Below are 25942 nucleotides of genomic sequence, written 5' to 3' on the forward strand. Positions count from 1 at the left end.
CCGGGCGGCCGCTCGCCGACCGCCCGGCGACTTTTTCGGGACGTGAGATTGAACGCAGAGGCGGACGCCGCCTCGCACCTTGAATTTTGAGGGTAGGGCTTATGCGATTGAACCGCCGTGACTTCATGGGCGCATCCGGCGCCGGGATGCTGGCGCTGTCCGCCGCCGACGCCACAGCCGCGCCGGGCCAGAACGCGACCGTGATCGCCGTGCCCGACCAAGGCTGGCGGTTGTGGATCGACCGGGCGGCGAAATGGGCCGACGACAAGATTTTCCTGCCCTCGCAGGTCGACCTGGCCACGCTGCCTGTCAATCCGCCGACCGGGGGCTGGGATGCGGCCCTGGCCTCCAAGGATCAGCTGTCGGTGACGCTGCCGGCGACGGTCGAGCAGTATCTGTGGGGCGCATTCGGCAAGCGGCCGTACACCACCGAGGAATACCGCTTCGCCGACGAGGATGCGGTCCCGCAATTTGGCGCCTACGAGGGCGTTTCGTGGTGGCATCGCAGCCTCGACATTCCGGCCAACGCCCGCGGCAAGCGGGTCATGTTGCACCTGCGCGGCGCCCGGTTGCGGGCCGAGGTCTATCTGAACCGCAAGCTGGTCGGCTATTCGATCATGTCGGAGCTGCCATTCGAGTGCGACCTGACCGCGGCCATGCAGCCAGGCCGAGCCAATGAGTTGGCCATCCGCATCACCAATCCAGGCGGGCGCCTGGACTGGCGGGATTCGGCCCAGTTCGACTGGGGCGGCGTGCTGCTGTTCAGCTCGCATGGCTTTGGCGGGCTGGACCGCGGGATGAAGCTGACCCTGCACCCGCTGGAGGCGCGCATCAGCGACGCCTGGGTGCTGAACAGACCCGAGCCGAAGACGATCACGGCCCATGCGGAGCTGGCGCTGGGCGAGGTGGCAGCGTCTGTCGACGCCCTGAAACACAAGCCCCAGCTCGAGCTGTTGGACGCGGACGGCAAACCGGTTCCGGGCGACGTGCGTCTGCAGGCTCTGACGGTGGACGGCAAGATCGCGCGCGCGGTCTTCCAGGTCACAGCCCCGCAGGCCGATCTGTGGGACATGGACACGCCCAGGCTCTATCAGGTGCGCTTCCGCTGGGGCGGCGACGAGCGGGCGGTGACGTTCGGCTTCCGCTGGTTCTCGCCCGAGGGGATCGGCACGGACGCCATGCTGCGCCTGAACGGGCGACGCATCCGGCTCTATTCCTCGATCTCCTGGGGCTACTGGGGCCTGAACGGCATGTTCCCCACACCGGAACTTGCCCAGCGCGAGATCGACTCCGCCAAGGCGATCGGCCTCAACTGCCTGCATTTCCATCGCAATGTCGGCAAGCCCGAGGTCACCGATCTCAGCGATCAACAGGGGCTGCTGCGGGTGATGGAGCCGGGCGGCGGCAAGCACGCCATCTTCGTGCCGGCCACGCCGGGCGCGCGGCCGACCCCGGCCGAGTCGTTCGGCCGGGCGTTCATGCGCGAGAAGTGCGTGGCCATGGTCAAGGCGTTCCGCTCCAGCCCCTCGCTGATGCACTGGACGCTGCAGAACGAGATCGGCGTCGAGATGACCAATCCCGACATCCAGACGGCGCTGAAGCTGATCCACGACGCCGACCCCAGCCGGGCGGTGATCCTCAACGACGGCTATGTCGTGCGCGGCAATTGCCAGGCGATGTATCTGCCGTACAGCGATCGCTACTACAGCGCCGACAAGGACCAGTGGGGCGGCTGGTGGGTCGATCACCAGGGCGCGGGCGACCAGTGGTACGACAAGTTCTACAAGTCCAAGGATGAGTACATCCACATGCAGAAGGGCAAGCCCTTCATCGTGGAGTTCGGCGAGATGGAGGCCACCGCCGTCCCCGATCTGCATGGTCGAATGCTGGCGCAGATCGCCAAGGCCCCGGCCGGCGCGTCCTATGACCGCGAGGACCATGAGGACATCCTCAAGGGGACCGACGCCTTCCTGGACAAGTGGGGCTTCCGCCAGGCCTTCCCGACCGCCGACCACCTGTTCGCGTCGCTGGGCGGCAAGCAGTTCGACGCCTGGCAGAACTACATGGAGAACATCCGGCTGGGCGAGAGCGTCGACATCGCCTGCATCGCCGGCTGGGAGACCACGGCGATCGACAACCACGCCGGCCTTGTCGACAACCTGCGCCTGCCCAAGGGCGATCCGGCGGTGATCAAGGGCAGCCTGCTGCCGGTGCGCGCCATCGCCAAGCAGCGCAAGCTGGCCTTCGCGGTCGGCGAGCAGGCCGAGTTGGACATCTGGCTGTTCAACGACCTGCCCGAGGCCGTCGGCGGCACGATCCGTGTGTCGGTGGTCGATCCGGAGGGCCGCAAGACGCGGGTGCAGACCTATCCGGTTCCGGCTCAGACCCCGGACCAGTTCGCCTATCTCCTGGCCGAGAACGTGATGACCGCGCCGCTGGCCGCGCCGGGCCTGCACAGGATCGAGGTCGAGCTGGACAGTCGTCCGGAAGCGAAGTTCGAACGCGCGCTCTGGGTCGTCGCGGCCGGACCGGCCCTGCCGCGCACGGTGCGGATCGGCGTCGGGCGCGTGGCGCAGTCGTTCCGCGAGCGTCTGTCCCGCGTTCCCGGCGTGGCGGTCGAGGACTTCAAGCCGGGCGTGAAGTACGACCTGATCGTCTCCTCGGGCCTGGAGGCCGACGAGATCGCCCGCCGGCAGGTAGGCGAGCAGACCGGGCTGGAGATCCGTCCTCGCCGGGGACAGGGCACGATCGTCGCCGTCGGCGAGGTCCCCCAGGAAATCATCGACGCCGTCGTCGCCGGCACGCCGTTCCTGGCCATGGTCCCGGAAGACGGCTTGGCGCGGGGTGCGGCCCAGCAGTTGGCCAAGGTCGGGCTGCTGACCTTCGGCGGCGAGGTGGGCACGACGCGCGCGCCCTGGATGGGCAACTGGAACTACCTGCGCGCCCACGCCCTGTTCGACGGCCTGCCGGTCGATCAGGCCGCCGGCGTTCTGCACCAGATCGATAGTCACGCCTCTAACGGGCTGATCGTCGATGGCGAGGGGATCGAGGTCGTCGCCGGCTATAGCCGCGACCATGACCGCCGCAACGGCGCGTCGTGCTTCACGATCCGCAAGAACGGCGCGCGGGTGCTTTTCCACCGCATGCCCGACTTGGCCGGGCCGCTCCAGGATCGCTTCCTGAACAACGCCGTGCGTTGGCTGATCGCGTAAAACGCAAGAAGCCCCCGGCGAGCAGGTCGGGGGCTTCTCCTTGCGAGGCCGGTGGGGCCTAAATCGGTAGCAGTTTCAGCACGACCAGGATGGCGGCCCACAGCACGAGGGCCGCACCGATGACGAGCGGACGGTCGTAATTGAACCGGCGAGGGTTGGTCGGCGGGGCAGAAGGGGCGCCTGAAGCGCCATTGGGAACCAAGTGAATGCGCGTAGCCATGCCGCGTGAATCCTTCCCTTATGAACCCTCTGTCGGGGTCCTGACTCGGACCGTATGATGAATCTTCTCGTGTGAGAAGAATTCTTCACAAAGGCACAGGTTGCATTGACCTGGATCAGAACAGTGCGGAGGCATTCACGTGGCCACCTGGGATCCGGACATCTACGCGCTCTATCGTCGCTACCGCGAGCGACCGGCGCTGGACCTGCTGACCGCCATTCCCGGCGACCTGAACCCGCGCGAAATCTGGGACCTGGGCTGTGGCCTGGGCGAGCAGGCGGCGCTGCTGGCGGCGCGCCATCCGCACGCGCGGGTGCGGGGCGTGGATTCCAGTCCCGAGATGCTGGCCAAGGCCAAGACCCTGTCAGCGCCCGTTGAGTGGCTGCTGGGCGACATCGCCAACTTCGCGCCAGAGGTCCCGGCCGACCTGATCTTCAGCAACGCCGCCCTGCAGTGGGTCGACGATCACGACACGCTCGTCCCGCACCTGGCCCAGAGCCTGGCGCCGGGCGGCGTGCTGGCCGTGCAGATGCCGGTGGTCGACAACATGGGCTGGCGCGCCAGTCTGCAGGAGATCGCCGCCGAAGGGCCCTGGGCCGCGCGGTTTTCTGGCGTCGAGGGCGTGCGCCACGCCAACAAGGCCGAGGACTATTACGGCTGGCTGGCTCCGTTGTGTCCGGAGGTCGATATCTGGAGCACGACCTATCTGCATGCCCTGCACGGACGGGATCCGATCGTCGACTGGACCCTGGGCACGACGCTGCGACCCTATCTCGACGTGCTGTCGGACGCGGACAAGACCCTGTTCCTGGACGCCTGGCGCAAGCGGCTGGCGCGTGACCATCCGCGCCGCGCCGACGGCGTGACCCTGTTCCCGTTCCAGCGGCTCTTCATCGTGGCGCGGCGAGCCTAGCCGCGTTCCGCCAGGCTCGGGCGTCGGCGCAGTTCATCGACGGGGCAGGGCAGGGCGTCCAAGGCCTGGCTGGCGGCCAGGTAGCCAGCCTTCACTGCGGGCTCGAAGGCGCGCCAGTCGCGGATGTCGATGCCCTCCAGCTTGGGCGTGATCAGCACGTCGGTGGCTTCGCGGGCGGCGGTCAGGTCGCGGCCCGTGGACACCGTCGCCGCGCGCATCAGCAGAGCCACGATCGGCGGCCCCTTGCGCCACTCGCCCGACAGGATCCAGCTCCAGATCGAGGCGGGCCGCACGACATCCTCGCTGGTGATGCTGCGGCCTCGGGTGACGTCGACGCCGACGATCGGCCCCAGCTGGAACGACCGCATGACGTCGGCGGGGAAATTCTTCATCACCGCTCCGTCGACCAGCACCTGGCCGTCCAGATCGGCCGGGGGCAGCACGCCCGGCAGCGAGATCGAGGCGCGCAGCGCCGTCTGCAGGTCGCCCGTCCGGTGCAACTGGTAGGCGCCGGAGGTCAGGTTCGAGGACACGGCGAAGAACGGCAGCCACAGGTCGCTGATGTCGACCTCGCCGAAATGCTCGGCCAGCCTGGCCTTGACCTTCTCCCCCCGGGTCATGGCGATCAGCGGGAAGGCGATGTCGTCCAAGGGACTGGAGTCGACGAAGGCCTTGCGGATGCGCATCTCCAGCTCGCCGTCGTCCCAGCCCATGGCGATGCCGGCCGCCACCATAGCCCCCATTGAGGCGCCGCCGACGAAGTCGATCGGCACGCCCCGTTCGCGCAGGGCCTGGATCGCGCCGATATGGGCATAGGCCCGCGCGCCGCCGCCGGACAAGACGAGGCCCACCGACTGTCCGGTCAGCACCCGCGCCAGCCGCTGCAGGTCGGCGACGCCGTTCTCGCGCAGATGGAACAGTCGCGCGGCCTGGGTCGCCGCCAGCCATTCCGCCGAGCCGCTGGGCCGAACCAGATTGGCCGATTGCAGCAAGATCAGGTCGATCAGGCGTTGGGCTTGCAGAGGGGCCGAGGCGTAGCTCGCGGCCTGGGCCGGTGGCGGTCGATCGCCACGTCCGACCCGGAACAGGCGGTCGACCTGGCGGCCCACGACGTGCTTCCACGCGGTCTCGTCGGCCTCGGCGACGTACAGCACGAAGTCGTGGGCCCGCTCGACATTGCTGAACCATTCGGTCGGGGCCATCAGCGACTCGCCGCCCTCGACGGTCACGGAATAGCCCAGGGCTTCGACGCAGCGGGCCAGGCGCTCGACGACGGGGCGGATGGCCGCGCCGGCCTCCTCGGCGATGAAGCCGAACACCGACGGATCGCCGATCGCCGCCTGGGTCTGGGTCTGGCGAGCGCGGCGGATCATCAGCCGCGACAGCTCCAGCATCACTCCAGGATCCTCCTCGGCGGCCTCGAAGAAGTCCTCGCGGGGCAGGGCCAGCAGCTCGCTGTCGCGCAGGGCCACCATGTAGGCCGAGTGGGCGCTGTCGCCGACGAGGGCCATCTCGCCAGCGGGTTCGCCGGGACGGATCACGCCCAGGAACTGCGGCTCCTGACCTTCTTCACGGCGGAACGCGCCCAGGCGTCCAGTCTTCAGGAAATAGAGCTGCGCGGCGTCTTCGCCCGGCCGGAACAGCGTCGCGCCGCCGGGGAGCGAGAACCATGCCGCCGTCCCGTTTCGCCAGGTCTTGGCGAAAAGACGGGCCAGGGCCGAGTCGTCAGGCAAGGGCGTTTCCACGCGCGGGACGCTACATCGAAGGCAGGCTTGACCACAACGGGCCGTTCGGGCGCAACTGTTGCTCCGGAAGACGAAATGGACGAGAACGGATTTGGCCGTGAATCTTCCCGTTCGGGGTCCAAAAAGCTCCGACTTTCGGGCAAGGGTGGAAAAGGCTAAGCGTCGGTCATGCCGAAGTTGAACTCCGTTATCGACGCGTCCGGCGAGACCTTCGCCCGCAACGCCGCCCACAATCGCGCTCTCGTCGCCGAGCTGCAAGCCAAGGTGGCCGAGGCCGCCCTGGGCGGTTCCGAGAGTTCGCGTGAGAAGCACACCGCCCGCGGCAAGCTGCTGCCTCGCCAGCGGGTCGAGCGACTGCTGGATCCCGGCTCGCCGTTCCTGGAGATCGGCCAGCTGGCCGCCTGCGACCTCTATGACGGCGAGGCCCCCGGCGCGGGCATGATCTGCGGGATTGGCCGGGTGTCGGGCCGCGAGGTGATGATCGTGGCCAACGACGCCACGGTGAAGGGCGGCGCCTACTTCCCGATGACGGTGAAGAAGCACCTGCGCGCCCAGGAGATCGCCGCCCAGAACCGCCTGCCGTGCGTCTATCTGGTCGACAGCGGCGGCGCGAACCTGCCGCACCAGGCCGAGGTCTTCCCTGACCGCGACCACTTCGGCCGCATCTTCTTCAACCAGGCCCGGATGAGCGCGGTGGGCATCCCGCAGATCGCCTGCGTCATGGGCTCGTGCACCGCCGGCGGCGCCTATGTCCCGGCGATGAGCGACGAGACGGTCATCGTCCGTAACCAGGGCACCATCTTCCTGGCCGGCCCGCCGCTGGTGAAGGCCGCCACGGGTGAGGTGATCAGCGCCGAGGAGCTGGGCGGGGCCGACACCCACGGCCGCCGCTCTGGCGTCGTCGACCACGTGGCCGAGAACGACGAGCACGCGCTGGAGATTGTCCGCGCGATCATCGCCAACCTCAACACCACCAAGCCCGAACAACTGGTCCTGGCCGAGCCGGAAGCGCCGCTTTACGAGCCTGAAGAAATCTACGGCGTGGTGCCGACCGATGTCCGTGCGCCTTACGACGTCCGCGAGGTCATCGCCCGCATCGTCGACGGCAGCAAGTTCGACGAGTTCAAGGCGCTGTACGGTACGACCCTGGTCTGCGGCTTCGCCCGCATCTGGGGCCAGCCGGTGGCGATCCTGGCCAATAACGGCGTGCTGTTCAGCGAGAGCGCCGTGAAGGGCGCGCACTTCATCGAGCTGGCCTGCAGGCGCAAGATCCCGCTGGTGTTCCTGCAGAACATCTCGGGCTTCATGGTCGGCGGCAAGTACGAGGCCGGCGGCATCGCCAAGGACGGCGCCAAGCTGGTCACGGCTGTCGCCTCGGCCGAGGTCCCCAAGTTCACCGTCCTGATCGGCGGCAGCTTCGGGGCCGGCAACTACGGCATGTGCGGCCGGGCCTATAGCCCGCGCTTCCTGTTCACCTGGCCCAACAGCCGCATCTCGGTGATGGGCGGCGAGCAGGCCGCCAGCGTGCTGGCCACCGTCCACCGCGACGCCGCCAAGTGGACCGACGATGAGGCCGAAGCCTTCAAGGCGCCGATCCGACAGCGCTACGAAGACGAGGGCAATCCCTATCACGCCACCGCCCGCCTCTGGGACGATGGCGTCATTGATCCGGCTCAAACCCGCGACGTCCTGGGTCTGGCCATCTCGGCGTCACTGAATGCGCCGATACTGGAGACGACCTTCGGCGTTTTCCGAATGTAGCGTCACGAAAAGGAACGAGCTCGCCATGACCAATCCGATCGCCGACCCCATCGTCGAAGTCACCGACACCGACGCGATGAGCCCGCTGGTCCACATGGACAGCACGCCCGAGGGCGCGGTGACTGTCTGGATCAATCGTCCCGACAAGAAGAACGCCTTCGACGCAGCGACCATCGCGGCCCTGCGCCAGACCTTCGAGACCCTGCACGGCGCCGAAGGCGTGCGGGTAGTGTTCCTGCGCGGCGTGGGCGGCGTGTTCAGCGCCGGCGCCGACCTGGACTGGATGGGCGACGCCATCGAGTGGGACGAGGACGACAACCGCGACGACGCGCTCGAGCTGGCCCACATGCTCAAGGCGCTGCACGACATTCCGGCCCTGACGGTGGCTATGGTCGAGGGCCCCGCCTATGGCGGCGGCGCCGGCCTGGTGGCCGCCTGCGACCACGCCATCGCCCTGATCGACGCCAAGTTCTCCTTCTCGGAAGTGAAGCTGGGCCTGACCCCGGCGACCATCAGCCCGTACGTGATCCAGGCCCTGGGTCCGCGCACCGCCAAGCTCTTGTTCGCCACCGGCCGGGTGTTCGACGCCGACGACGCCTGGGGCTACGGCCTGGTCGACGAGGTGTTCGAGGACGTCGCCAGCCTGGAAGTGGCGCGCGACGCCCTGATCGAGGAGATGATCCCTTGCGCGCCCGGCGCGATCGGCGACGCCAAGGCGCTGGTCAACGACTTTGCTGGCCAGAAAATCGACAAGGGCCTGATCGAAGAGAGCGCCAAGCGCATTGCCCGCCGCCGTGTGTCGGAAGAAGGCCAAGAAGGGGTGCGCGCATTCCTCGCTCGTCGTAAAGCGTCCTGGGCTGAGTAGACTCAACTCAGCGACGTTTTTTGTGGGGGAACGATGACCGGGGCAGAACTGGAAGCGGCGGCGGCCGACTCGGCGGGGACTTTCCTCGCCCGCAAGAAGAAGCCGTTCACCCATGTGGGCGAGCCTTGCAAGAACTGCGACACGCCGCTGGAGGGCTGGTTCTGCCATTCATGCGGCCAGAATTCCGACACCCATCATCGGTCGATCCTGCATCTGATCTGGGAAACCATCGAAGGGATGTTCCACTTCGATGGTCGCCTGGCCACGACCTTGCCGCTGCTGTTCTTCAAGCCCGGCAAGCTGGCCAAGGACCTGATGGAAGGCCGGATCGCGCGGCACGCGCCGCCGTTCCGCACCTTCCTGGTGGCGCTGCTGCTGTTCATCTTCGCGGCCGAGCACCTGATCCACAACACGATGCACGAGCAGGAGGTGCAGGCCGAGAAGCAGGCCCAGCTTCTGACCACGCCGGCCGGTCGCAAGGCCAAGGCCGACGAGATGCGCCAGGAAGCGGCAGCCGTTCGCGACGAGCATCTCCAGGCCGCCGTCGTCAAGCGTGACCTCCGCCTCAAGGCGGACGGCGCCGACAAGGCGGCGATCGCGCAACGGTATGACGAGGACGTCAAGAAGACTCAGGACCGCTATGCGGCCACGGTCGCCGACGCCGATGCGCTGCAGAACAACCCCAACGCCGGCGCCGAGGCCCTGGCCAAGCTGCACAACAGCAAGGCTGACGCCGCCCAGCAGGTCCGGAACCTGGAGTTCAGCGACCCCGCGGCGCTGGAATCCAGCGCCAACAGGCTCGCCGAGGTCCAGATCGCCGGTCAGCGCGTGACGGTGGTCAAGCCGGGCGAAGCCGGCCACGGTCCCGCAGCCAAGGCGGACGCCACGGCCCATTCCAGCCAGGCCGCCCACGACGCCCCAACGGGTCACGAAGCCAGCGGCGGCAAGTGGTTCCCGAAGGAAGGCCTGGCCAAGGCCGTGTCGAACCCCAACTACTACATTCTGGTGATGTTCGGCTGGGCCCACCGCCTGGCGGTGCTACTGCTGCCGATCGTCGGCCTGTCCTTGGCGCTGGTCTATGTGAACAAGCGCCAGTACTTCATCTACGACCACCTCATCGTCGCCACGAACCTGCTTTCGTTCTCGTTCCTGACCTGGGCGGTGGCGCTGGTGTTGCCGCACTCGCTGATGGGCGCGGCCGTGGCGATCGCGATGCTGTGGGCGCCGATCAATCTCTTCCAGACCCTGCGCGGGGGCTACGGCTCCAGCATCATCGGCGCGCTCCTCAAGACGCTGATCGTCTGGTTCTCGACCGTCATGGCCTTCGGCATTCTGGTTCTGGGTCTGATGCTCTTCACCCTTTCGCAAATGTAGGTCTTCGGTTTGCTCTCCTCCGTCCTGATCGCCAACCGCGGCGAGATCGCCCGACGCATCATCCGCACCGCCCGCGAGCTGGGCGTGGCGACGATCGCCGTCTATTCGGAAGCCGACGCGAACGCCCCGTTCGTGATGGAGGCCGATGCGGCGATCCTGATCGGTCCAGCGCCGGCGAAGGAGAGCTACCTCGACCCGAAGAAGATCCTGGCGGCCGCGAAACAGATGGGGGCCGAGGCCATCCATCCCGGCTACGGCTTCCTGTCCGAGAACGCCGACTTCGCCCAGAGCGTGATCGACGCCGGCCTCGTCTGGATCGGTCCGCCGCCCTCGGCCATCCGCGCCATGGGCCTGAAGGACGCGGCCAAGGCGGTGATGATCAAGGCCGGCGTGCCCACCACGCCGGGCTATCTGGGCGAGGACCAGTCGGTCGAACGCCTTGCTACCGAGGCCGGCAAGATCGGCTATCCCGTGCTGATCAAGGCCGTAGCCGGCGGCGGCGGCAAGGGCATGCGCAAGGTCGAGGACCCCGCCGACTTCGAGGCCGCCCTGGGCTCGTGCCGCCGCGAGGCTTCGGCCAGCTTCGGCGACGACCGAGTGCTCTTGGAGAAGTACGTCACCCATCCGCGCCACATCGAGGTGCAGGTGTTCGGCGACACCCACGGCAATGTCGTCCACCTGTTCGAGCGGGACTGCTCGCTGCAGCGCCGCCACCAGAAGGTCATCGAGGAAGCCCCTGCGCCGGGCATGGACGAGGCCACCCGCGAGGCGGTCTGCGCGGCCGCGGTCAAGGCTGCGCAAGCCGTGGGCTATGTCGGGGCCGGCACGGTCGAGTTCATCGCCGACGCTTCCGACGGCCTGCGCGCCGACCGCATCTGGTTCATGGAGATGAACACCCGCCTGCAGGTCGAGCATCCGGTCACCGAGATGGTCACCGGCCAGGATCTGGTCGAGTGGCAGCTGCTGGTCGCGTCGGGCGAGCCCCTGCCGCTGGAGCAGGACGAGATCACCCTGGACGGTTGGGCCATGGAAGCCCGCCTCTATGCCGAGAACCCGGCGACCGGCTTCCTGCCCTCGACCGGCAAGCTGAAACATTTCCGCCTGCCGGAAGGCGACGTCCGCGTCGACAGCGCGGTGGAGGAGGGCGGCGAGGTCACGCCCTTCTACGACCCGATGATCGCCAAGCTGATCGCCCACGGCGCCGACCGCGAGGACGCCGCCCGCCGCCTGGCCGAGGCCTGCGCCCTGGTCGAGGTGTATCCGGTAAAGACCAACGCCGCCTTCCTGGCCAAGTGCGCCAGCCACCCGGACTTCGTCGACGGTGCAGTCGACACCGGCTTCATCGAGGCGCGTCTCGATGAGCTGGTCGAGCGGACCTTCAGCGACGAGCCGGCCATGGCCGCGATCGGCTGGCGGTTGGACAGCTTCCTGGAGGCCGAGGCCAAGCCCGATCCGTGGGAAAGCGCGCCCTCGAAACTGCTGGGCTTCCGGATGAACGGCGAACGCGCCCCAATGCGCTTGCCGATGGCGGCCGACGGCAAAGCCATGCCGCTGCGCGTGGCCTTGATCGGCGGCGGGACCGAGGACTGGTCTTGGGACATCCGCCACGAGAGCGGCGAGACCTTCGACGAGGTCACCCGCCTGCCGACCACCTACGGCAAGGGTCCGCTGCAGGTGTTCGAGGGCGGCGACGTCCAGACCTTCGACTTCGAGCCCCAGGTCGGCGGGGCGGGCGAGGGGGCGGCTTCCGACGGCGCGATCCTGTCGCCGATGCCGGGCAAGATCGTTTCGGTCGCCGTCGCGGCCGGGGAGGCGGTCCGCAAGGGCCAGACCTTGCTGACCCTGGAAGCCATGAAGATGGAGCACGCCCTTGTCGCGCCGTTCGACGGCGTGGTCGCTGACCTGACCGTGACTGCTGGCGGCCAGGTCAGCGAAGGTGTGGTCTTGGCGCGCCTGGAAGCCTCCGTCGGCTGATCCTTCGCGCGTCTTTCGAGGCGCGGATCTCAACCTGCTCTCGCCGCTAGGCTGGGTTCAGAAGTTCCGGCTGACCGAGACGGTGGTGATGAGCGGCGTTCGGATGTCCCACACCTCGTTCTGGGTTGGCCGGCCGGCGCGACTGGGCGTGTACTGAGTGCGGCTGTAGGTCGTGCGGGTCCCCAGCAGGCCATCGAGCCGCAGCGTCAGCCTGGCGTTACGAAGGCGCCGGTTCTCGACATAGAGGCCCAGATCCGCCCCGTGATCCTGGACGCGCGCCTCGTCCGGGTACCAGAACAGTTTTTGAAAGCCGCGCGCGTAGCTCAGACCCCACGAGGCGGCGGAAAGATCCTGGCGAAGGTCGACTTCGAAGCTTGTCGGCTGGAAGCTTGTCAGGGAGCGGCGCTGACCGGTGAGCGGGTCAGTCAGGCGGGCACGCTGCCGAGCGTACTTCACATTCAGGAGCCCGTTGGGAAGGACGCGATCGAGAGGCAGGGCAAGGCTCGCCTTGAGGCTCCAGACTCCGGCCTGTTCGACATTGACGGTTCCGAACGCGCCAGAGGGCAGAACCGCCGCTTCCAGAACGTCCCGTCGCCACTCGCGGGCGAGCTTCAGGGTGATGGCCCCTCGCTGGGAGAACCGGCGCTCATAATCGACGGCGGCCGTCGTCTTGTGGTCTGGCCCCAGCCTCGCATTGCCCTCGTTGGCGCGACCCTCCGCGAGATTGGCCGAGGCGGCGAAATCGCCGAACGACAGCTGCCCCACGGAACGCCTGATCGAGAAGCGCAGGTTAGTCTGGTCGCTCGAGCGATAGGTCGCCGTGAGGCTGGGCTTGAAGAAGCCGAAGCGTCGGTCGCTTTCCGCTCCGGACTGGAGGCGTGAGGACTCGTAAGCCGCTCCGGCTGCGATCAGCCAGCGAGGCCACGGGCGCCAATTCAGGGCCGTGAAGGCTTGGCTCCGGGTCTCGGAGACCTCCACCGCAGAGACCGACCGTGACGGCGAGGTCCCGAACCTTGAGGACGCCGACCGGTTGTCGAGGCTGTTCCAGGCGATCTCCGCGCCGATTTCAGGTTGAACCGCACCCGCCCCCTTGGTGAGCACCGCACGGGCGATGGTCTCGCGCGACACCGCATGGCTCTCGAAGCGGTCGGTGATCGAAGCTGCGGCGCTGGACGTCTCGACCTCGCTCCATGACGTCACGTCCAGGTCGGTCACGCTGGCGAAGCCCAGCAATTTGAGGCCGTAGCCGGCGCCAACAGGGCGGGACCAGTCGCCGCCGATCTCGCCTTTCCTGCGCCCTGTGCGCTTTGGAAACCGCTGCGCTTGACCCGCGTCGCTGAAAGCGAAGCCCTCCGCAAGCCAGGCCCGGGTCAGAGTCGCTGCGATCTTCAACTCCCCGCCAACCAGACCGCCCGAGAGGTTCAGGCGCTGGGACAGTTCTGGGAAGTCGGCGTCGTAGGCCAGGGCAAGCCGCTCCTCCGTGCGACCGGAGAGATCGAGAACCTCGCGCGTCCCGTGCGAGCGCTCGCCAGGGGCGTCCAGGCTGGTCTTGGAGACCAGCTCGAGGGAGCCAAGGCTGCGGGTTACGATGATCGACGCCTTGCCTCGCAGGGTGTCTCCGCTTGTGGAAAGCTCGGCGTTGACGGCCAGGCCGCCGCGGCTTTTCACGCGAACGATGTCGGCCACGACTGTTTGGCCCGAGGCCTCGCCGGTCGCGGCGCCGCCTCGGGTGATCTCGATCCGCGCGACCTGTCCGGCCGGGACAGCGGAGAGGGCGGCGGAAAGCCCCCCGGCCTTGCTGGCCGGACGGGCGCCGTCGACCAGGATGTTGCCGCCGCCTTCGGCGAAGCCCCGTACGCCCGAGTCGCCGAAATCAGGCTGGAAGCCCGGAACGCGATGGATCATCTCCAGTGCGTTCTGCGGCGCGTAGGGTGTGAAGAAGCTGGCGGGGTAGGCTTCCTGGCCGGCGATCGTCGGACCAACGTCCGTCTGGCCGTTGATCGCGAGCGGAGCCGCCAGCAGGCCGAGGATGATTGAAGTGGGCATGAAGCTGCGTCCCTTGGTGTTTTGCAGCGTCGCGAGATAGACAGCCTGGACGAGCGCGCCACGGCGCTGGGGCGGGCGACGGAGCCGCCGGGACGAGCGGTCGGGGGACTGGGACGAATGGTGGGCGAGACGTGACGAACGGAAGGGACAGGCTGCGACGCTGGGGACCTGCCGCGATCCTGGTGGCCCTGATTACGATCGCCGCCGCCGGCAATCTGGCGGCGACGCTGGATCGCCAGGCGCGCGCGGGCCTGCCGTTCGCTCCGTGGATTCCCCTTCTCGACGAGGTCAGCAGTTCGCTGGTCTGGCTGGCGCTGGCGCCTGTGGTCGTCTTGGTCTTCCGACTCCTCTCGCCGCCACGCGTCCGCTGGATCTTCGCGGCGCCCCTGCACCTCGTCGTCGCGGCCTTGGTTTCACTCGCTCACTACGGCTTGACCCGCCTGTTGCGTGCGGTGGCGCACGTCGTCTCCGGGCAGGACTTTCAGCTGCCGGTGACTTGGGCGGGCTATGTCGGCGACCTCTATCGAGACGGCCTGACCTATGTACTTCTGGGCCTTGTCTATTGCGGCGCCCATGCGCTGCTCGTCGCCCGAAACAAGCCGACCGAGAGCGCCGTCGGGTCCGTGCTGGAGGTTCGCGACGGGGCCCAGACGGTGTACGTGCCGGTCGCCGACATCCTGTGGGTCGAGGCCGCCGGCAACTATGTCGAGCTGCATACGGTCGGCGATCGCGCCATCCTCATGCGCACGACGCTCGCGGGCATAGGCGAGCGCCTGGAGAGTTTAGGCTTTCTGCGCATTCATCGCTCGCGCCTCGTCAACACCGTCAGCGTCACGTCGATCGAGAGCCATGCTTCGGGTGATGCAACTCTGTTGCTGACGGGGGGCAAGATGGTTTCGGCCAGCCGTCGCTATCGACCCATGCTGACCATGGCCATGGCGTCACGGGTCAAGATCTAGCGCCGAGCGGGCGGTCTGAACGCATTCCCAAACGAGAACCGCCGCTGCGGACGGCCCCCACATGGCGTCCGTAACGGCGGCGCGGGGCGCTGCGGCCCAGATCGCGCTGGTGCCGCGCGATAACCTCAAGATAACGCCGTCATGCGAGCCGTCGACGGGTTTCTCCCGCCACGCGAGCGTCACACCGATTGCCTTGTGCGAGTGGCGCGCTATCTACGCCAGCATGGCGTTGCACATCATCAAGCTGGTCGTCGGCTGCGACACGATCGACGATCTCCTGGCCTGGCACAAACAGCCCGACCATCCGTGGATCATGCACACTCGGATGACGCCCAAGCGCATCGACGAGGTGCTGGACGGCGGCTCGCTGTATCGGGTGATCAAGGGGCAGGTGCTGTGCCGTCAGACGATCCTGGCCATCGACACGGTGGGCGAGGGGGCGGCATCGCGCTGCGAGGTGACGGTGGATCCGACCATCGTCCGGGTCGCGCCCCAGCCGCGGCGAGCTTTCCAAGGCTGGCGCTATCTCACGCCCGAGGACGCGCCGCCGGACCTGACGGAAAGCGAAGCCGCCGACCTGCCGCCCGACCTCGCGCGGCAGTTGCGGGAGTTGGGCGCCTGGTAACTTTCGCGCGCATCGTTATCGGGTTGGCAACTCTGACGGGTGTCATCTTGTCGCGGGAGAGTGCGGAGGGATGACGATGCGGATTGGTTACGCCGCCTTGGGAGTCAGTATGCTTTTCGTCGGGATGCTGGTGGGGCTGCTGATCGCCCTGCATCCCGTGGGCTAGTTCAGCCCACAGCCATGTTGTCGATCAGTCGGGTCTTGCCCAGCCAAGCGGCGACCAGGATCCGGCCCTTCGCTTCGCAGATCGGGCCGGGGCCCAGGCGCGAGAGGTCGCTGGCCTCGCGGACTTCGACATAGTTCACCGGGCCGAAGCCGGCGGCGGTCAAGGCCGCGACCGCCGTCGCCTCGGCCTCGTCGATGCGGCCGCCCGCCGCCACTGACGCTGCGGCGGCCTTCATCGCGTCGGGCAGGGCCACGGCCGCGGCGCGTTCTTCGGTCGACAGGTAGGTGTTGCGCGAGGACAGGGCCAAGCCGTCGCCGGCGCGGGCCGTCGGGGCGCCGACGATCTCGATGGGGATGTCCAGGTCGCGCGCCATGCGCTTGACCACCTGCAGCTGCTGATAGTCCTTCTCGCCGAACACCGCGACGTCGGCCTGGCTCTGGTTGAACAGCTTGGCCACCACGGTCGCCACGCCGCCGAAGAACTGCGGCCGGGCCGCGCCCTCCAGGGGTTCGGAGACGCCCGACACCAACACGGCGCTGGCGAAGCCGGGGGCGTACATCTCCCCGCCGTTCGGAGCGAACAGCAGGTCGCAGCCGACCGAAGCCAGCTTCTCGACGTCGGCGGCCTCGCCGCGCGGATAGGCGTCGAAGTCCTCGTGCGGGGCGAACTGCTTGGGATTGACGAAGATGGTGGCCACCACGCGGTCGGCGTGCTGGCGGGCGAGGCGCACCAGCGACAGGTGGCCCTCGTGCAGGGCGCCCATGGTCGGGACCAGGGCCACGCGCTGGCCGGCGGCCTTCCAGGCGCGGACCTGGGCGCGCATCTCGGCGACGGTGCGGACGATGAGGGTCATGCTGGGCGCTCCACGCGGACTGGGCTGGGCTTATGGCCCCGCCGGGTCGTCAGGTCCATCGGCGACGCCCGGAAAGCCAAAAAGGGGGAAGGCGCGAGCCCGTCGCGAACCCAACTTGAGGGTGCGACAATTAGGTCTGTGGATTGAACCCGTTGACCCCATGAGGCGCTGGTAACATCGTGTTAACCTTCAGTCCAAGGTCGCGCGAGTCGCGACGCATCGAGGATCGAACCATGGCCGAAGCGCGCGTCATCGTCGTCGGCAACGAAAAGGGCGGAGCCGGCAAGTCCACCATCGCCGTCCACCTGGTGACCGCGCTGCTGTACGGCGGCGCCAAGGTCGCTGTGCTGGACCTCGACCTGCGCCAGCGCACCTCGGGCCGGTTCTTCGAGAACCGCAAGGCCTGGACGGCCAACAAGAAGCTCGAGCTGCCGATGCCGCTGTCGCTGACGCTCAGCGACAACGACATCGCCCTAGCCGAGCAGGGCGAGGAGGCGCAGATCGCAGGCTTCGAAGCCGCCTTCGCCAAGGCGGCGGAGGAATGCGACTTCATCCTGATCGACACCCCCGGCGGCGACAGCGCCATCACGCGCCTGGCCCACGGCCGCGCGGACCTGGTGGTCACGCCGATGAACGACAGCTTCGTCGACTTCGACATGCTGGGCACCGTCGATCCGGTGACCATGGAGCTGACCAAGCCCAGCCTCTATTCGCTGACCGTCTGGGAAGGCCGCAAGCAGCGCGCCCTGTCGGGTCAGCGCCAAGCCATGGACTGGGTGGTGCTGCGCAACCGTCTGGCCACGACCGAGGCCCGTAACCGCAAGCGTCTGGAAGACCGCCTGACGGCCCTGGCCAAGCGCGTCGGCTTCCGCATCGGCCCCGGCCTGCGCGACCGCGTCATCTATCGCGAACTGTTCCCGTTCGGCCTGACCATCGCCGACCTGTCGCCGCAGGTGCGACCGGTGCCGGTGTCGCTGCAGCACCTGGCCGCCCGCCAGGAACTGCGCGCCCTGATGCACAGCCTGGGTCTGTCGGCCTATTCCGGCGAGACGCTGCTGGCGGCGCAGTAGACGCTGCACTAAGTTCGAAGGCGAGCGGGCGGCGGGGGCGACCTCGCCGCCCGCTTTCGTATCCGGAGTGACGATGCTCTATCTGCTGCTTGGCGCGGCTATCCTGGTGTTCCTGCTGTGGCCGCGCGGTCGGACCCTGCTGAAGGGCGACGGCTGGCGGGTAGGGGCGGGGGCCGCGTCGATCGCCGCCTTCGCCGTCGCGGCCTACGCCACCATTCGCGGCGCGTGGGGCACGGGCATCGTGCTGAGCGTCATCGGGCTGTGGAGTGTCACCGAGGCCCGCCGTCGACCGCTGGTGCGGCGCGAGGTCGTCCACCCGCCCAAACCCGAGCTCAGCCTGTCGGAGGCCCGATCCCTGCTGGGCGTCGGACCTGACGCCACGCTGGCCGAGGTCAAGGCGGCCTATAACCGCTTGATTCAGTTGGCCCATCCGGACAAGGGCGGCACCGAGGGCCTGGCCGCTCAGCTAAACGCCGCACGCGATCGTTTGATCAAACGGCGCAGCTGAGCTAGGACGACTCCCATGATCAGTCGCGAACGCTTCTGGCGCCGCCGTTCGGCTGGCCCGACCTGCACCGTATGACGCTCTGAACCCAGGTTTCAGAGTGGGCCTTCGTACGGCTCAAGCGTCATTCTAGTTCGGACTAAATCACTCCCATGACCGACCAAAACACCGACGGCGCCGCCCAGTGGGCCGCGCGCTTCAGCGACCGCATGAGCCGCGTCCGCGCCAGCGAGATCCGAGAGCTGCTCAAGCTGCTGGACCAGCCCGACATCCTGTCCTTCGCCGGCGGCATTCCCGACCCGGGCCTGTTCCCGGCCGCTGAGGTGCAGAAGGCCTATGACGCCATCCTGACCGATCCGGTCCAGGCGGCGCAGGCCCTGCAGTATTCCGTCAGCGAAGGCTATCTGCCGCTGCGCCAGTGGATCGCCGAGCGCATGACCCACGACGGCATGCCGTGCGAGCCGCACAACATCATGCTGACCGCCGGTTCGCAGCAGGCGCTGGACCTGATCGGCAAGCTGTTCATCAGCCCCGGCGACACGGTCGTGGTGGCGCGGCCGACCTATCTCGGCGCGCTGCAGGCCTTCAACGGCTATGAGCCGGCCTATCGGGACCTGCCGGAAGGCGCGCTCGCCGCGCAAGCCGAGGCCGACCTGCCGGAAGGGGCGTTGGGCTATTTCGTGCCCGACTTCGCCAATCCGACCGGCGTCAGCCTGACCCCGGCCGAGCGCGAGGCCCTGCTGGACCTGGCCCAGCGCCTGGACTGGCCGTTGGTCGAGGACGCCGCCTATCGTGAGTTGCGCTTCGAGGGCGAGCCCGCGCCGACCCTGCTCAGCCTCGACATCGCCCGCTCGGGCGGCATCGACAACGCTCGGACCATGTTCCTCGGCACCCTGTCCAAGACCCTGACGCCGGCGCTGCGCATCGGCTGGGTCTGCGGTCCGCAGGCGGTGATCGAGAAGCTGGTTCTGCTCAAGCAGGGCGCGGACCTGCACGTCTCGACGATCAACCAGATGGTCGCCCATCGCGCGGTGTCGGAAGGCTACGACCAGCACCTGCACGGGCTGCGCGGGGCCTACGGCGCCAAGGCGCGGGTGATGCTGTCGGCGCTGGAGCGGGCCATGCCGCAGGGCGTGACGTGGTCGCGTCCGGAAGGCGGCATGTTCGTTTGGATCGACCTGCCGGAACACATCGACGGCGCCGACCTGCTGGCCCGGGCGCTGGAGGAGGAGCGGGTGGCCTTCGTGCCCGGAGGCCCATTCTTCGCCGAGGTCCAGAGCGCCAACGCCATCCGGCTGAGCTACTCCCTGCCGACCGACGCGCAGATCGAAGAGGGCGTCCAGCGTCTGGCCCGGTTGATCGGGCGGGTAATGGGGGAGGCCTAATCCCTCCACCGATCTCCCCGGCGAAAGCCGGGGCCCAGATCGAACAAAAGGGCGCCGAACGGTTTCGTTCGGCGCCCTTTTGCATTCACGGCTGACGCACAGGATGAATCTGGGCCCCGGCTTTCGCCGGGGAGATCGGTATGGGGCTTACCGCGGCGACAGGACCATGCAGGGCTGGCGCTTGGCGGTGATGGCCGAGCAGGCGGCGCGGGCGGCGTCGGCGGTCATGCCCTGGAACTGGGCGCGGAACGTGCCGCCGGCGGTTTCCACCGCCGACTCGGCGCTGGAAACCAGCGACGAGAAACGCTTCTCGACCAGCTTCAGCTGATCATTGGCCAACGACTTGGACTTGAAGGCGCCGACCTGGACGCTCCACTCGCCCTTGGGCTTCTTGGCGGGCGCGGGCTTTGCCATTTTTGAAGGAGTTTGGGCGGCCTTCAGGGTCGGGGCGACCTTGACCGGCGGGGTGCGCGGGTTCTCGGTCAGGACGATCTTCAGGCCGGCTTGGTCGCCGTCGCCTTGCTCGGTGGCCGGACGCTGGATCGGGCCCGAGGGATCGTCTTCATAGATGTTGGCGGCGATGGAGGTGCGCTCGCCGCGCGAACGACGCTTCATGACGTCGAAGCCGGTCAGCAGCAGGTCTTCCATGTTGTTGTCGCGCCAGGCGGTCGAGGGGCCGCCCAGGACCACGGCGATCAAGCGGCGCCCGTCGCGCACGGCCGACCCGGCGAGGTTGAAGCCCGACGCATTGGTGTAGCCGGTCTTCAGGCCGTCAAACCCTTCCATGCTGTCCAGCAGGCGGTTGTGGCCCTTGATGTAGTTGCCCCGGAAGTAGAAGCCCTTGGTCGAGAAGTAGCTGTAGTACTGCGGGAAGTCGCGCATCGTGGCGCGCGACAGGATGGCGAGGTCGCGGGCCGACGAGATCTGGCGGCTGTCGGGCAGGCCCGAGGCGTTGACGAAGCGGCTGTTGCGCATGCCCAGTTCCTGACCGCGCAGGGTCATCAGGGCGGCGAAGCGCGACTCACTGCCGGCGAGTCGCTCGGCCATGGCCACGGCGACGTCGTTGGCCGACTTGACGGTCATGGCCTTGATGGCTTCGTCGACGCTGAGGCTGTCGCCGGCCGGAAGGCCGATCTTGGTGGGGGCCTGGGCCGCGGCGCGGGGCGACATCGTCACCCGGTCGGTCAGTTTCAGGCGGCCTTCGCTCAGCGCCTCGAAGGTCAGGTACAGGGTCATGACCTTGGTGACCGAGGCGGGGTAGCGGGGGCTGTCGGCCCGTTTGTCGTAAAGGACTTCGCCCGAATTGGCGTCGATCACGATGGCCGCGTATTTCGGCTCCTGCGCGTTCAGCTGCAGATAGGGTATGGCGGCCGAGGCGGTCGACGGCGCGACGGCGCCGATCACGCACGACAGGGCCAGGCCAGCGGCGGCTAGAAACGATCGGGCGGAGGTAAGCTTGGCGAACATGGGATGACGTCCGTCATTTGAACTAGAGCGGTTCCGCACCGCCACACGCGTGACCGTAACATGATGGACGCCGCCTTTCGCTAAAGTAAACAACTGGTGAGCGATCTTGCCGCACTCGCGAAAAAATCGGGCGCGTGGTTCCAATGCTGCAGCTTGTGTTGCGATTTTTGCGCTGCCGCTGCGTCATGGTGCGGTGCACAAAAATTATTGACTGCTGCACTGCAGCATGGCAAACCGGTGTTGTTCAACACGCAGGTGGCCGAGTTGCAGCTCGGTCATCGGTTCCGCTCTCCGCCCCCACAGGAGCTTCCCATGGCCGCCGCCGAAACCGTCAAGAACACCGTCGAACAGTTCAGCACCGCCTCGAACCAAGCGTTCAAGGATGGCGTCGAGAAGTCGCTGGCCGCCCTGGCCGAAGCCAACACCCACTCGAAGAAGAATCTGGAAGCCGTCGTCGCTTCGGTGACCGCCGCCACCAAGGGCGCTGAAGCCCTGGGCGCCCAGACCTTCGCCTACGGCAAGAAGGCCGCGGAAGACCAAGTCGCCGCCGCCAAGTCGCTGGCCGGCGCCAAGAGCGTGCAGGAAGCCGTCGAGCTGCAGACCGCCTGGGCCAAGTCGGCTCTGGAGGCCTATATCGCCCACGTCAGCCGCGCCTCGGAAATCGTCTCGGCCTCGATCAAGGACTCGGTCAAGCCGCTGAACGAGCGCACGACCGCCGCCGTCGAGAAGTTCCAAGCCGCTCGCTAAGAGCCCGCTTTCGAACGACAGATTGAAAGGCTCGGACCCGTAAAGGTCCGGGCCTTTTTTCTTGCCTCGGCACGCGTTAAGCATGGCCCACGATTTCAGTGGAGCGTGTGCATGTCGAAGGTCGAGGACCGCCTGAAGGCGATGGGGATCGAACTGCCCCAACCGGTGGCGCCGGTCGCCAACTACGTGCCCTTCGTCCGCTCGGGCAACCAGGTCACGATCTCCGGCCAGATTTCGATCGCGGCCGACGGCGGGATCAAGGGCACGGTCGGCGTCGACGTCGACCTCGAGACCGCGCAAGCCGCCGCCCGCCTGTGCGGCGTCAATTTGCTGGCCCAGATGAAGGCCGCCTGCGACGGCGACCTGGACCGCGTCGTCCGCGTGGTGAAGCTGGGCGGCTTCGTCCAGGCCGGCCCCGATTTCATCGACATTCCCAAGGTCATCAACGGCTGCTCGGACCTGATGGTCGAGGCCCTGGGCGACGCCGGTCGCCATGCCCGTTCGGCCGTAGGCGTCTACAAGCTGCCCCTCGGCTTCGCGGTCGAGGTGGACGCGGTGGTGGAGATCGCCTGATGCGGTCGCGCGAACGCCCCTCGACCGAAGTCTTCGGCGAGGCGTGGGAGCGCCTGTTCGACCCGCCGGTGGCGCACCGGGGTCTGTGGACCCCGGAGGGCGCGCCGGAAAACTCGCTCGCCGCCTTCCAGGCCGCCTGCGCCCACGGCTACGGCATCGAGCTGGACGTGCAGCTGACCGCCGACGGCGAGGCCGTGGTCTTCCATGACGACCGCCTGGAGCGGATGACCGGCCAGGAAGGCCGCCTGCGCGACCACACCGCCGCCGAGCTGGGCGCAATGGCGCTGAAGGGCACCGACGAAACCATCCCGACCCTGGCCGACACGCTGACGATGATCGGTCACCGGGCCATGGTCTTCATCGAGCTGAAGACTCCGTTTGGCGAGGTCGGCCCGCTGGAGAAGCGGGTGACCGACGTGCTGGTCGACCATAACGGCCCGACCGCCGTGATCGGCTTCAATCCCTATTCGCACGCCTGGTTCGCCGACCACCACCCGCAGATCCTGCGCGGCCTGGACAGCTACAGCTGGAATGACGAGGGCGCGCGCAAGCTAGCGCCGGAGGTGCGCAAGTCACTGGCGGCCCTGGAGCAGGTCGAACTGGCGCGCCCTGATTTCCTGGCCTTGGGCCTGGACATGTTGCCCAGCCCGCGCGCCGACCTATATCGCGCCAAGGGCATGCCGATCATCGCCTGGACGGTGCGCTCGCCCGATCAGTGGGATGGCGTCAGCGACCACTGCGACAACCTGATCTTCGAGGGCTTTCACGCGTGACGTCTGTTGAATCGGCGGTTCGCGTCCACCGCGCGATCGCCGAGATCGGCAAGGACGCCTGGGACGCCTGCGCCGCCCCGACCGGCGACCCCTTCGTCAGCTACGACTTTCTTTCGATCCTGGAAGAGAGCGGCTGCGTGGGTCCGCGCACCGGCTGGGCGCCGCAGCATCTGTCGGTGCTGGACGAGACCGGGACGGTCGCTGGCGTCATGCCGCTCTATCTGAAGTCCCACAGCCAGGGCGAATACGTCTTCGACCACGCCTGGGCCGACGCCTACGAGCGGGCCGGAGGACGCTATTATCCGAAGCTCCAGTGTTCCTCGCCGTTCTCGCCGGTCACCGGTTCGCGGCTGATCGTGCGGCCCGACATCGATCCCGACGAGGGCCGCGCGGCCCTGCTGGGCGGGGCTTTGACCCTGTGCGAGCGCATGGAGGCCTCGTCGCTGCACGTGACCTTTCCGGTCGAGGACGAGTGGGCGTGGATGGCCGATCGCGGGATGCTGCCACGCCAGGACCAGCAGTATCACTGGGAGAACCGCGGCTACGCGACCTTCGACGACTTCCTGGCGGCGCTGTCGGCCAACCGCCGCAAGACCATCCGCCGCGAGCGCCGCGACGCCCAGACTGGGCTGGAGATCGTGGCGCTGTCAGGCGATGAACTGACCGAAGACCACTGGGACGCCTTCTACGGCTTCTACATGGACACCGGCTCGCGCAAGTGGGGCCGGCCCTATCTGAACCGCCGGTTCTTCTCAGCTCTGCACGAACGCATGGCCGACAAGGTGTTGCTGATCCTGGCCCGTCGGCCAGACGGTCCCTGGATCGCCGGGGCGCTGAACCTTATCGGCCGCGACTGTCTGTACGGCCGGCATTGGGGCTGCAGCGAGGACGTGCCGTTCCTGCACTTCGAGCTCTGCTACTACCAGGCCATCGAGCACGGCATCCGGCTGGGCCTGCCGCGCGTCGAGGCCGGAGCACAGGGGCAGCACAAGATCGCGCGCGGCTACCTGCCCAGCGCCGTCTATTCCGCCCACTGGATCGCCGACCCGGCCCTGCGCGAGCCTGTCGCCCGCTATTTGGCGCAGGAGCGAGCGGCGGTGGAAAGCGACATGGAGATGCTGACGGAAGAGTTCTCCCCCTTCCGCCACACCCCGGACCCGCGTCGCGACGCGGGCGAATAGCGGCGGCTAGTGCAGGCGCACTTCGCCGACCTTGTCCTTGTAGTCGGTCTTGGGATCGACCCCGAGCATCATCTTCACGCCGGCGAACAGGCTGTTCTCGTTCAGCCAGATCTGGGCGTCGCCCGGCTCGAAGCGAAGCAGGCGCAGCTTGGGATCGTCCTTGCCGGTGTACCAGGCGGCGATGAAGGGATTCCACAAGCGCTCAATCGTTTCGCGGTCGTTGTCGATGCGCAGGGATCCTTCGACCGTGGCGAAGACGTCGTGACCCTTGGAGGCGAAGTGCAGCAGGGCGTCACGCGCGCCGCCGTCGACGGCCTGCACCAGGTCGACATCGACGGCGCTGAAGATCCAGATCGGGCCGGCGTGGACGTTTTCGACCAGCGCGGTCATCGGCTGGGCGCGGCCGTGCTCGTGATCGGGCAGGCCCAGCATCACGGTGCGGTCGGACTTCAGGGCCTTCCAGAACTTGTCGGCCAGGTCAGCGTCTTTGGACATCGGGAATCTCCGTGGTTTGGGAGACCAACGACGGCGGAGGAGGGGCGTTCCTAGGGTGGCGTTTTGTATAAAGGTCGGCGCACACTCGGCCCCATGACCAAGTACCTCATCTCGTTCCCCAGCAGAGCCATGGTGGTGAGCCAGGACGAGCTCCCGACGGTCGCTGCGGAAGCCCGCGCAGTCGTTGCGGAGGCCAAGGCCGCCGGTGTCTACGTGTTCGGCGGCGGCATTCACGAGCAGGTCGATCCGGTGCTGGTCTCGGCCGATGGGACGATTTCGACGCAGATCTATTCCGGCAGCCATCTCGATGGCGGGTTCACCGTGCTGGAGCTGCCGACACGCGAAGAAGCCGTCGAGTGGGCGCGGAAGATCGCGGTCGCCTGCCGTTGCGCACAGGAGCTTCGCGAGTTCATGTACGATCCGGCCAGCTGAGCCTTACGAGCGTTCCCAGGCCGCCTTCAGCCAGGCCTTCACCTCCGCGTCGACGTCGGCGGGCGACATCAGGGGCAGCTTGGACTTCAGCCGATCGGACCACCCCTCGTTCCTGGGGTCGGCGAGGCGCGGGGAGGCGTCTGGCGTCACCGCCAGGCCCAGCATTGCCTGGCCGCCCTTGACCGGCTTCAGGGCCGCGAACTGGGCTTTGTGTGACCAGGCGGTGAAGGTCTTACGCTGGCCGGTGACCAGGCCTGGGAAGTCGGCGACTGCGGTTTCGACCGCTTCCAGGATCGCCAGTTGAGCCGGATCGGTCCACAGGGCGACGCGAAGGCCTTCGGCGTCATCCCAGCCCATCTCGGACGGGAAGGCGACCCCGAAGATGGCCGCGGCGCGGTTCTGGCCGATGCCATAGGTCGCCTTCAGCCAGTCGGTGCGGGCGCGCGGCTTGGTCTCCGGGCACTCGCGACGCACGATCTCGACCCACTCGTCCAGGGTCTTGCCAGTCTCGCGCGCGAGGTTGGCCTGCACCGAGGCGAACCACTTCTGCTGCTGCTCGGTCAGGCCCTGGGGTCTTGTTTCCGTCGCCATGGTTTGCGCC

The 25942-nt window shown here is 67.7% G+C and carries 23 protein-coding genes; 16 read left to right on the plus strand and 7 right to left on the minus strand.

The genetic code is table 11. The annotated features are described in order from the left end of the window. The first annotated feature begins 107 nt into the window (after positions 1 to 107). Positions 108 to 3212, plus strand: coding sequence for a sugar-binding domain-containing protein (locus E1H18_RS13815; RefSeq protein WP_172269297.1), 3105 nt, complete (start codon positions 108 to 110; stop codon positions 3210 to 3212). Positions 3213 to 3270: 58 nt separating this feature from the next. Here the strand turns inward: E1H18_RS13815 and E1H18_RS13820 are convergent, their stop codons facing one another. Beyond that, on the minus strand, positions 3271 to 3432 hold the full coding sequence (locus E1H18_RS13820) for a hypothetical protein (protein WP_172269299.1): 162 nt from the start codon (positions 3430 to 3432) through the stop codon (positions 3271 to 3273). Between the two features lie 139 nt (positions 3433 to 3571). Between E1H18_RS13820 and E1H18_RS13825 the strand changes: the two genes are divergently transcribed. Next, on the plus strand, positions 3572 to 4345 hold the full coding sequence (locus tag E1H18_RS13825; RefSeq protein WP_172269301.1) for a methyltransferase domain-containing protein: 774 nt from the start codon (positions 3572 to 3574) through the stop codon (positions 4343 to 4345). Here the strand turns inward: E1H18_RS13825 and E1H18_RS13830 are convergent. Further along, complete coding sequence (locus E1H18_RS13830; RefSeq protein WP_172269303.1) at positions 4342 to 6090, minus strand: patatin-like phospholipase family protein; 1749 nt, start codon at positions 6088 to 6090, stop codon at positions 4342 to 4344. The two genes, E1H18_RS13825 and E1H18_RS13830, sit on opposite strands and share 4 nt — an antisense overlap. Before the next feature lie 168 nt (positions 6091 to 6258). Here E1H18_RS13830 and E1H18_RS13835 point away from each other — a divergent pair, with 168 nt between their 5' ends. From E1H18_RS13835 to E1H18_RS13850, 4 genes are read left to right on the plus strand one after another with little or no spacing between them, the layout of a single operon-like run. Then, positions 6259 to 7851 (plus strand): carboxyl transferase domain-containing protein, encoded by a 1593-nt coding sequence (locus E1H18_RS13835; RefSeq protein ID WP_172269305.1) that lies wholly within the window; start codon positions 6259 to 6261, stop codon positions 7849 to 7851. A 25-nt stretch (positions 7852 to 7876) separates the two neighbouring features. Further along, positions 7877 to 8716 (plus strand): enoyl-CoA hydratase-related protein, encoded by an 840-nt coding sequence (locus tag E1H18_RS13840; protein ID WP_172269307.1) that lies wholly within the window; start codon positions 7877 to 7879, stop codon positions 8714 to 8716. 33 nt (positions 8717 to 8749) lie between these two features. Continuing rightward, a complete protein-coding gene (locus tag E1H18_RS13845; protein ID WP_172269309.1) occupies positions 8750 to 10090 on the plus strand; it encodes a DUF3667 domain-containing protein in 1341 nt (446 codons plus the stop codon). A gap of 9 nt (positions 10091 to 10099) precedes the next feature. Then, the gene (locus E1H18_RS13850) at positions 10100 to 12064 is read left to right on the plus strand and encodes an acetyl/propionyl/methylcrotonyl-CoA carboxylase subunit alpha (protein ID WP_172269311.1); all 1965 of its coding nucleotides are present in this window, start codon (positions 10100 to 10102) and stop codon (positions 12062 to 12064) included. Positions 12065 to 12121: 57 nt separating this feature from the next. On the opposite strand, the gene E1H18_RS13855 is transcribed toward E1H18_RS13850, so the two are convergent. Next, the gene (locus E1H18_RS13855; RefSeq protein WP_172269313.1) at positions 12122 to 14110 is read right to left on the minus strand and encodes a TonB-dependent siderophore receptor; all 1989 of its coding nucleotides are present in this window, start codon (positions 14108 to 14110) and stop codon (positions 12122 to 12124) included. Between the two features lie 182 nt (positions 14111 to 14292). Between E1H18_RS13855 and E1H18_RS13860 the strand changes: the two genes are divergently transcribed. After that, positions 14293 to 15069, plus strand: coding sequence for a LytTR family DNA-binding domain-containing protein (locus E1H18_RS13860; RefSeq protein ID WP_172269315.1), 777 nt, complete (start codon positions 14293 to 14295; stop codon positions 15067 to 15069). 223 nt (positions 15070 to 15292) lie between these two features. Beyond that, the gene (locus E1H18_RS13865; RefSeq protein ID WP_172269583.1) at positions 15293 to 15694 is read left to right on the plus strand and encodes a DUF1489 family protein; all 402 of its coding nucleotides are present in this window, start codon (positions 15293 to 15295) and stop codon (positions 15692 to 15694) included. Positions 15695 to 15861: 167 nt separating this feature from the next. Here E1H18_RS13865 and panC read toward each other — a convergent pair whose 3' ends face one another. Further along, positions 15862 to 16713, minus strand: a complete 852-nt coding sequence (gene panC, locus E1H18_RS13870) for a pantoate--beta-alanine ligase (RefSeq protein WP_172269317.1) — start codon at positions 16711 to 16713, stop codon at positions 15862 to 15864. A gap of 233 nt (positions 16714 to 16946) precedes the next feature. Here panC and E1H18_RS13875 point away from each other — a divergent pair, with 233 nt between their 5' ends. The 3 genes from E1H18_RS13875 to E1H18_RS13890 all read left to right on the plus strand — a co-directional run bounded on the left by E1H18_RS13875 (position 16947) and on the right by E1H18_RS13890 (position 19673). Beyond that, a complete protein-coding gene (locus tag E1H18_RS13875; protein ID WP_172269319.1) occupies positions 16947 to 17783 on the plus strand; it encodes a division plane positioning ATPase MipZ in 837 nt (278 codons plus the stop codon). Between the two features lie 73 nt (positions 17784 to 17856). Further along, positions 17857 to 18291 carry a molecular chaperone DnaJ gene (locus tag E1H18_RS13880; RefSeq protein ID WP_172269321.1) on the plus strand — a complete coding sequence of 145 codons (435 nt, stop codon included), beginning with the start codon at positions 17857 to 17859 and terminating at the stop codon, positions 18289 to 18291. 149 nt (positions 18292 to 18440) lie between these two features. Then, positions 18441 to 19673: a PLP-dependent aminotransferase family protein gene (locus tag E1H18_RS13890; RefSeq protein WP_172269323.1), complete on the plus strand. Its 1233-nt coding sequence runs from the start codon at positions 18441 to 18443 to the stop codon at positions 19671 to 19673. A gap of 147 nt (positions 19674 to 19820) precedes the next feature. Here E1H18_RS13890 and E1H18_RS13895 read toward each other — a convergent pair whose 3' ends face one another. Next, entirely contained in the window at positions 19821 to 21140 is a 1320-nt protein-coding gene (locus E1H18_RS13895; protein WP_172269325.1) for a D-alanyl-D-alanine carboxypeptidase family protein, read from the minus strand. A gap of 312 nt (positions 21141 to 21452) precedes the next feature. Between E1H18_RS13895 and E1H18_RS13900 the strand changes: the two genes are divergently transcribed. The 4 genes from E1H18_RS13900 (at position 21453) to E1H18_RS13915 (ending at position 24414) form a co-directional block, all read left to right on the plus strand. Beyond that, positions 21453 to 21887 (plus strand): phasin family protein, encoded by a 435-nt coding sequence (locus E1H18_RS13900; RefSeq protein WP_172269336.1) that lies wholly within the window; start codon positions 21453 to 21455, stop codon positions 21885 to 21887. A 105-nt stretch (positions 21888 to 21992) separates the two neighbouring features. After that, positions 21993 to 22460, plus strand: a complete 468-nt coding sequence (locus E1H18_RS13905) for an Atu1372/SO_1960 family protein (protein WP_172269338.1) — start codon at positions 21993 to 21995, stop codon at positions 22458 to 22460. Then, complete coding sequence (locus tag E1H18_RS13910) at positions 22460 to 23233, plus strand: glycerophosphodiester phosphodiesterase (protein WP_172269340.1); 774 nt, start codon at positions 22460 to 22462, stop codon at positions 23231 to 23233. The genes E1H18_RS13905 and E1H18_RS13910 overlap by 1 nt, the downstream gene beginning before the upstream one ends. Further along, the gene (locus tag E1H18_RS13915; RefSeq protein WP_172269342.1) at positions 23230 to 24414 is read left to right on the plus strand and encodes a GNAT family N-acetyltransferase; all 1185 of its coding nucleotides are present in this window, start codon (positions 23230 to 23232) and stop codon (positions 24412 to 24414) included. Before E1H18_RS13910 ends, E1H18_RS13915 begins: the two co-directional genes overlap by 4 nt. 6 nt (positions 24415 to 24420) lie before the next feature. Here E1H18_RS13915 and E1H18_RS13920 read toward each other — a convergent pair whose 3' ends face one another. Continuing rightward, positions 24421 to 24909, minus strand: coding sequence for a pyridoxamine 5'-phosphate oxidase family protein (locus tag E1H18_RS13920; RefSeq protein ID WP_172269344.1), 489 nt, complete (start codon positions 24907 to 24909; stop codon positions 24421 to 24423). Between the two features lie 93 nt (positions 24910 to 25002). Here E1H18_RS13920 and E1H18_RS13925 point away from each other — a divergent pair, with 93 nt between their 5' ends. After that, positions 25003 to 25341 (plus strand): YciI family protein, encoded by a 339-nt coding sequence (locus E1H18_RS13925; RefSeq protein ID WP_172269346.1) that lies wholly within the window; start codon positions 25003 to 25005, stop codon positions 25339 to 25341. 3 nt (positions 25342 to 25344) lie between these two features. On the opposite strand, the gene E1H18_RS13930 is transcribed toward E1H18_RS13925, so the two are convergent. Beyond that, a complete protein-coding gene (locus E1H18_RS13930; protein ID WP_172269348.1) occupies positions 25345 to 25932 on the minus strand; it encodes a DUF4287 domain-containing protein in 588 nt (195 codons plus the stop codon). Positions 25933 to 25942 lie beyond the last annotated feature (10 nt).

This window comes from Caulobacter sp. RHG1 (assembly GCF_013181195.1).
In the GTDB taxonomy this organism is placed as follows: domain Bacteria; phylum Pseudomonadota; class Alphaproteobacteria; order Caulobacterales; family Caulobacteraceae; genus Caulobacter.

Coding starts and splice junctions, on each gene's coding strand:
- E1H18_RS13880 (WP_172269321.1), top strand. CDS start 17,857: ATGCTCTATCTGCTGCTTGGCGCGGCTATCCTGGTGTTCCTGCTGTGG.
- E1H18_RS13840 (WP_172269307.1), top strand. CDS start 7,877: ATGACCAATCCGATCGCCGACCCCATCGTCGAAGTCACCGACACCGAC.
- E1H18_RS13900 (WP_172269336.1), top strand. CDS start 21,453: ATGGCCGCCGCCGAAACCGTCAAGAACACCGTCGAACAGTTCAGCACC.
- E1H18_RS13895 (WP_172269325.1), bottom strand. CDS start 21,140: ATGTTCGCCAAGCTTACCTCCGCCCGATCGTTTCTAGCCGCCGCTGGC.
- E1H18_RS13835 (WP_172269305.1), top strand. CDS start 6,259: ATGCCGAAGTTGAACTCCGTTATCGACGCGTCCGGCGAGACCTTCGCC.
- E1H18_RS13910 (WP_172269340.1), top strand. CDS start 22,460: ATGCGGTCGCGCGAACGCCCCTCGACCGAAGTCTTCGGCGAGGCGTGG.
- E1H18_RS13920 (WP_172269344.1), bottom strand. CDS start 24,909: ATGTCCAAAGACGCTGACCTGGCCGACAAGTTCTGGAAGGCCCTGAAG.
- E1H18_RS13865 (WP_172269583.1), top strand. CDS start 15,293: ATGGCGTTGCACATCATCAAGCTGGTCGTCGGCTGCGACACGATCGAC.
- panC (WP_172269317.1), bottom strand. CDS start 16,713: ATGACCCTCATCGTCCGCACCGTCGCCGAGATGCGCGCCCAGGTCCGC.
- E1H18_RS13890 (WP_172269323.1), top strand. CDS start 18,441: ATGACCGACCAAAACACCGACGGCGCCGCCCAGTGGGCCGCGCGCTTC.
- E1H18_RS13875 (WP_172269319.1), top strand. CDS start 16,947: ATGGCCGAAGCGCGCGTCATCGTCGTCGGCAACGAAAAGGGCGGAGCC.
- E1H18_RS13855 (WP_172269313.1), bottom strand. CDS start 14,110: ATGCCCACTTCAATCATCCTCGGCCTGCTGGCGGCTCCGCTCGCGATC.
- E1H18_RS13930 (WP_172269348.1), bottom strand. CDS start 25,932: ATGGCGACGGAAACAAGACCCCAGGGCCTGACCGAGCAGCAGCAGAAG.
- E1H18_RS13925 (WP_172269346.1), top strand. CDS start 25,003: ATGACCAAGTACCTCATCTCGTTCCCCAGCAGAGCCATGGTGGTGAGC.
- E1H18_RS13820 (WP_172269299.1), bottom strand. CDS start 3,432: ATGGCTACGCGCATTCACTTGGTTCCCAATGGCGCTTCAGGCGCCCCT.
- E1H18_RS13845 (WP_172269309.1), top strand. CDS start 8,750: ATGACCGGGGCAGAACTGGAAGCGGCGGCGGCCGACTCGGCGGGGACT.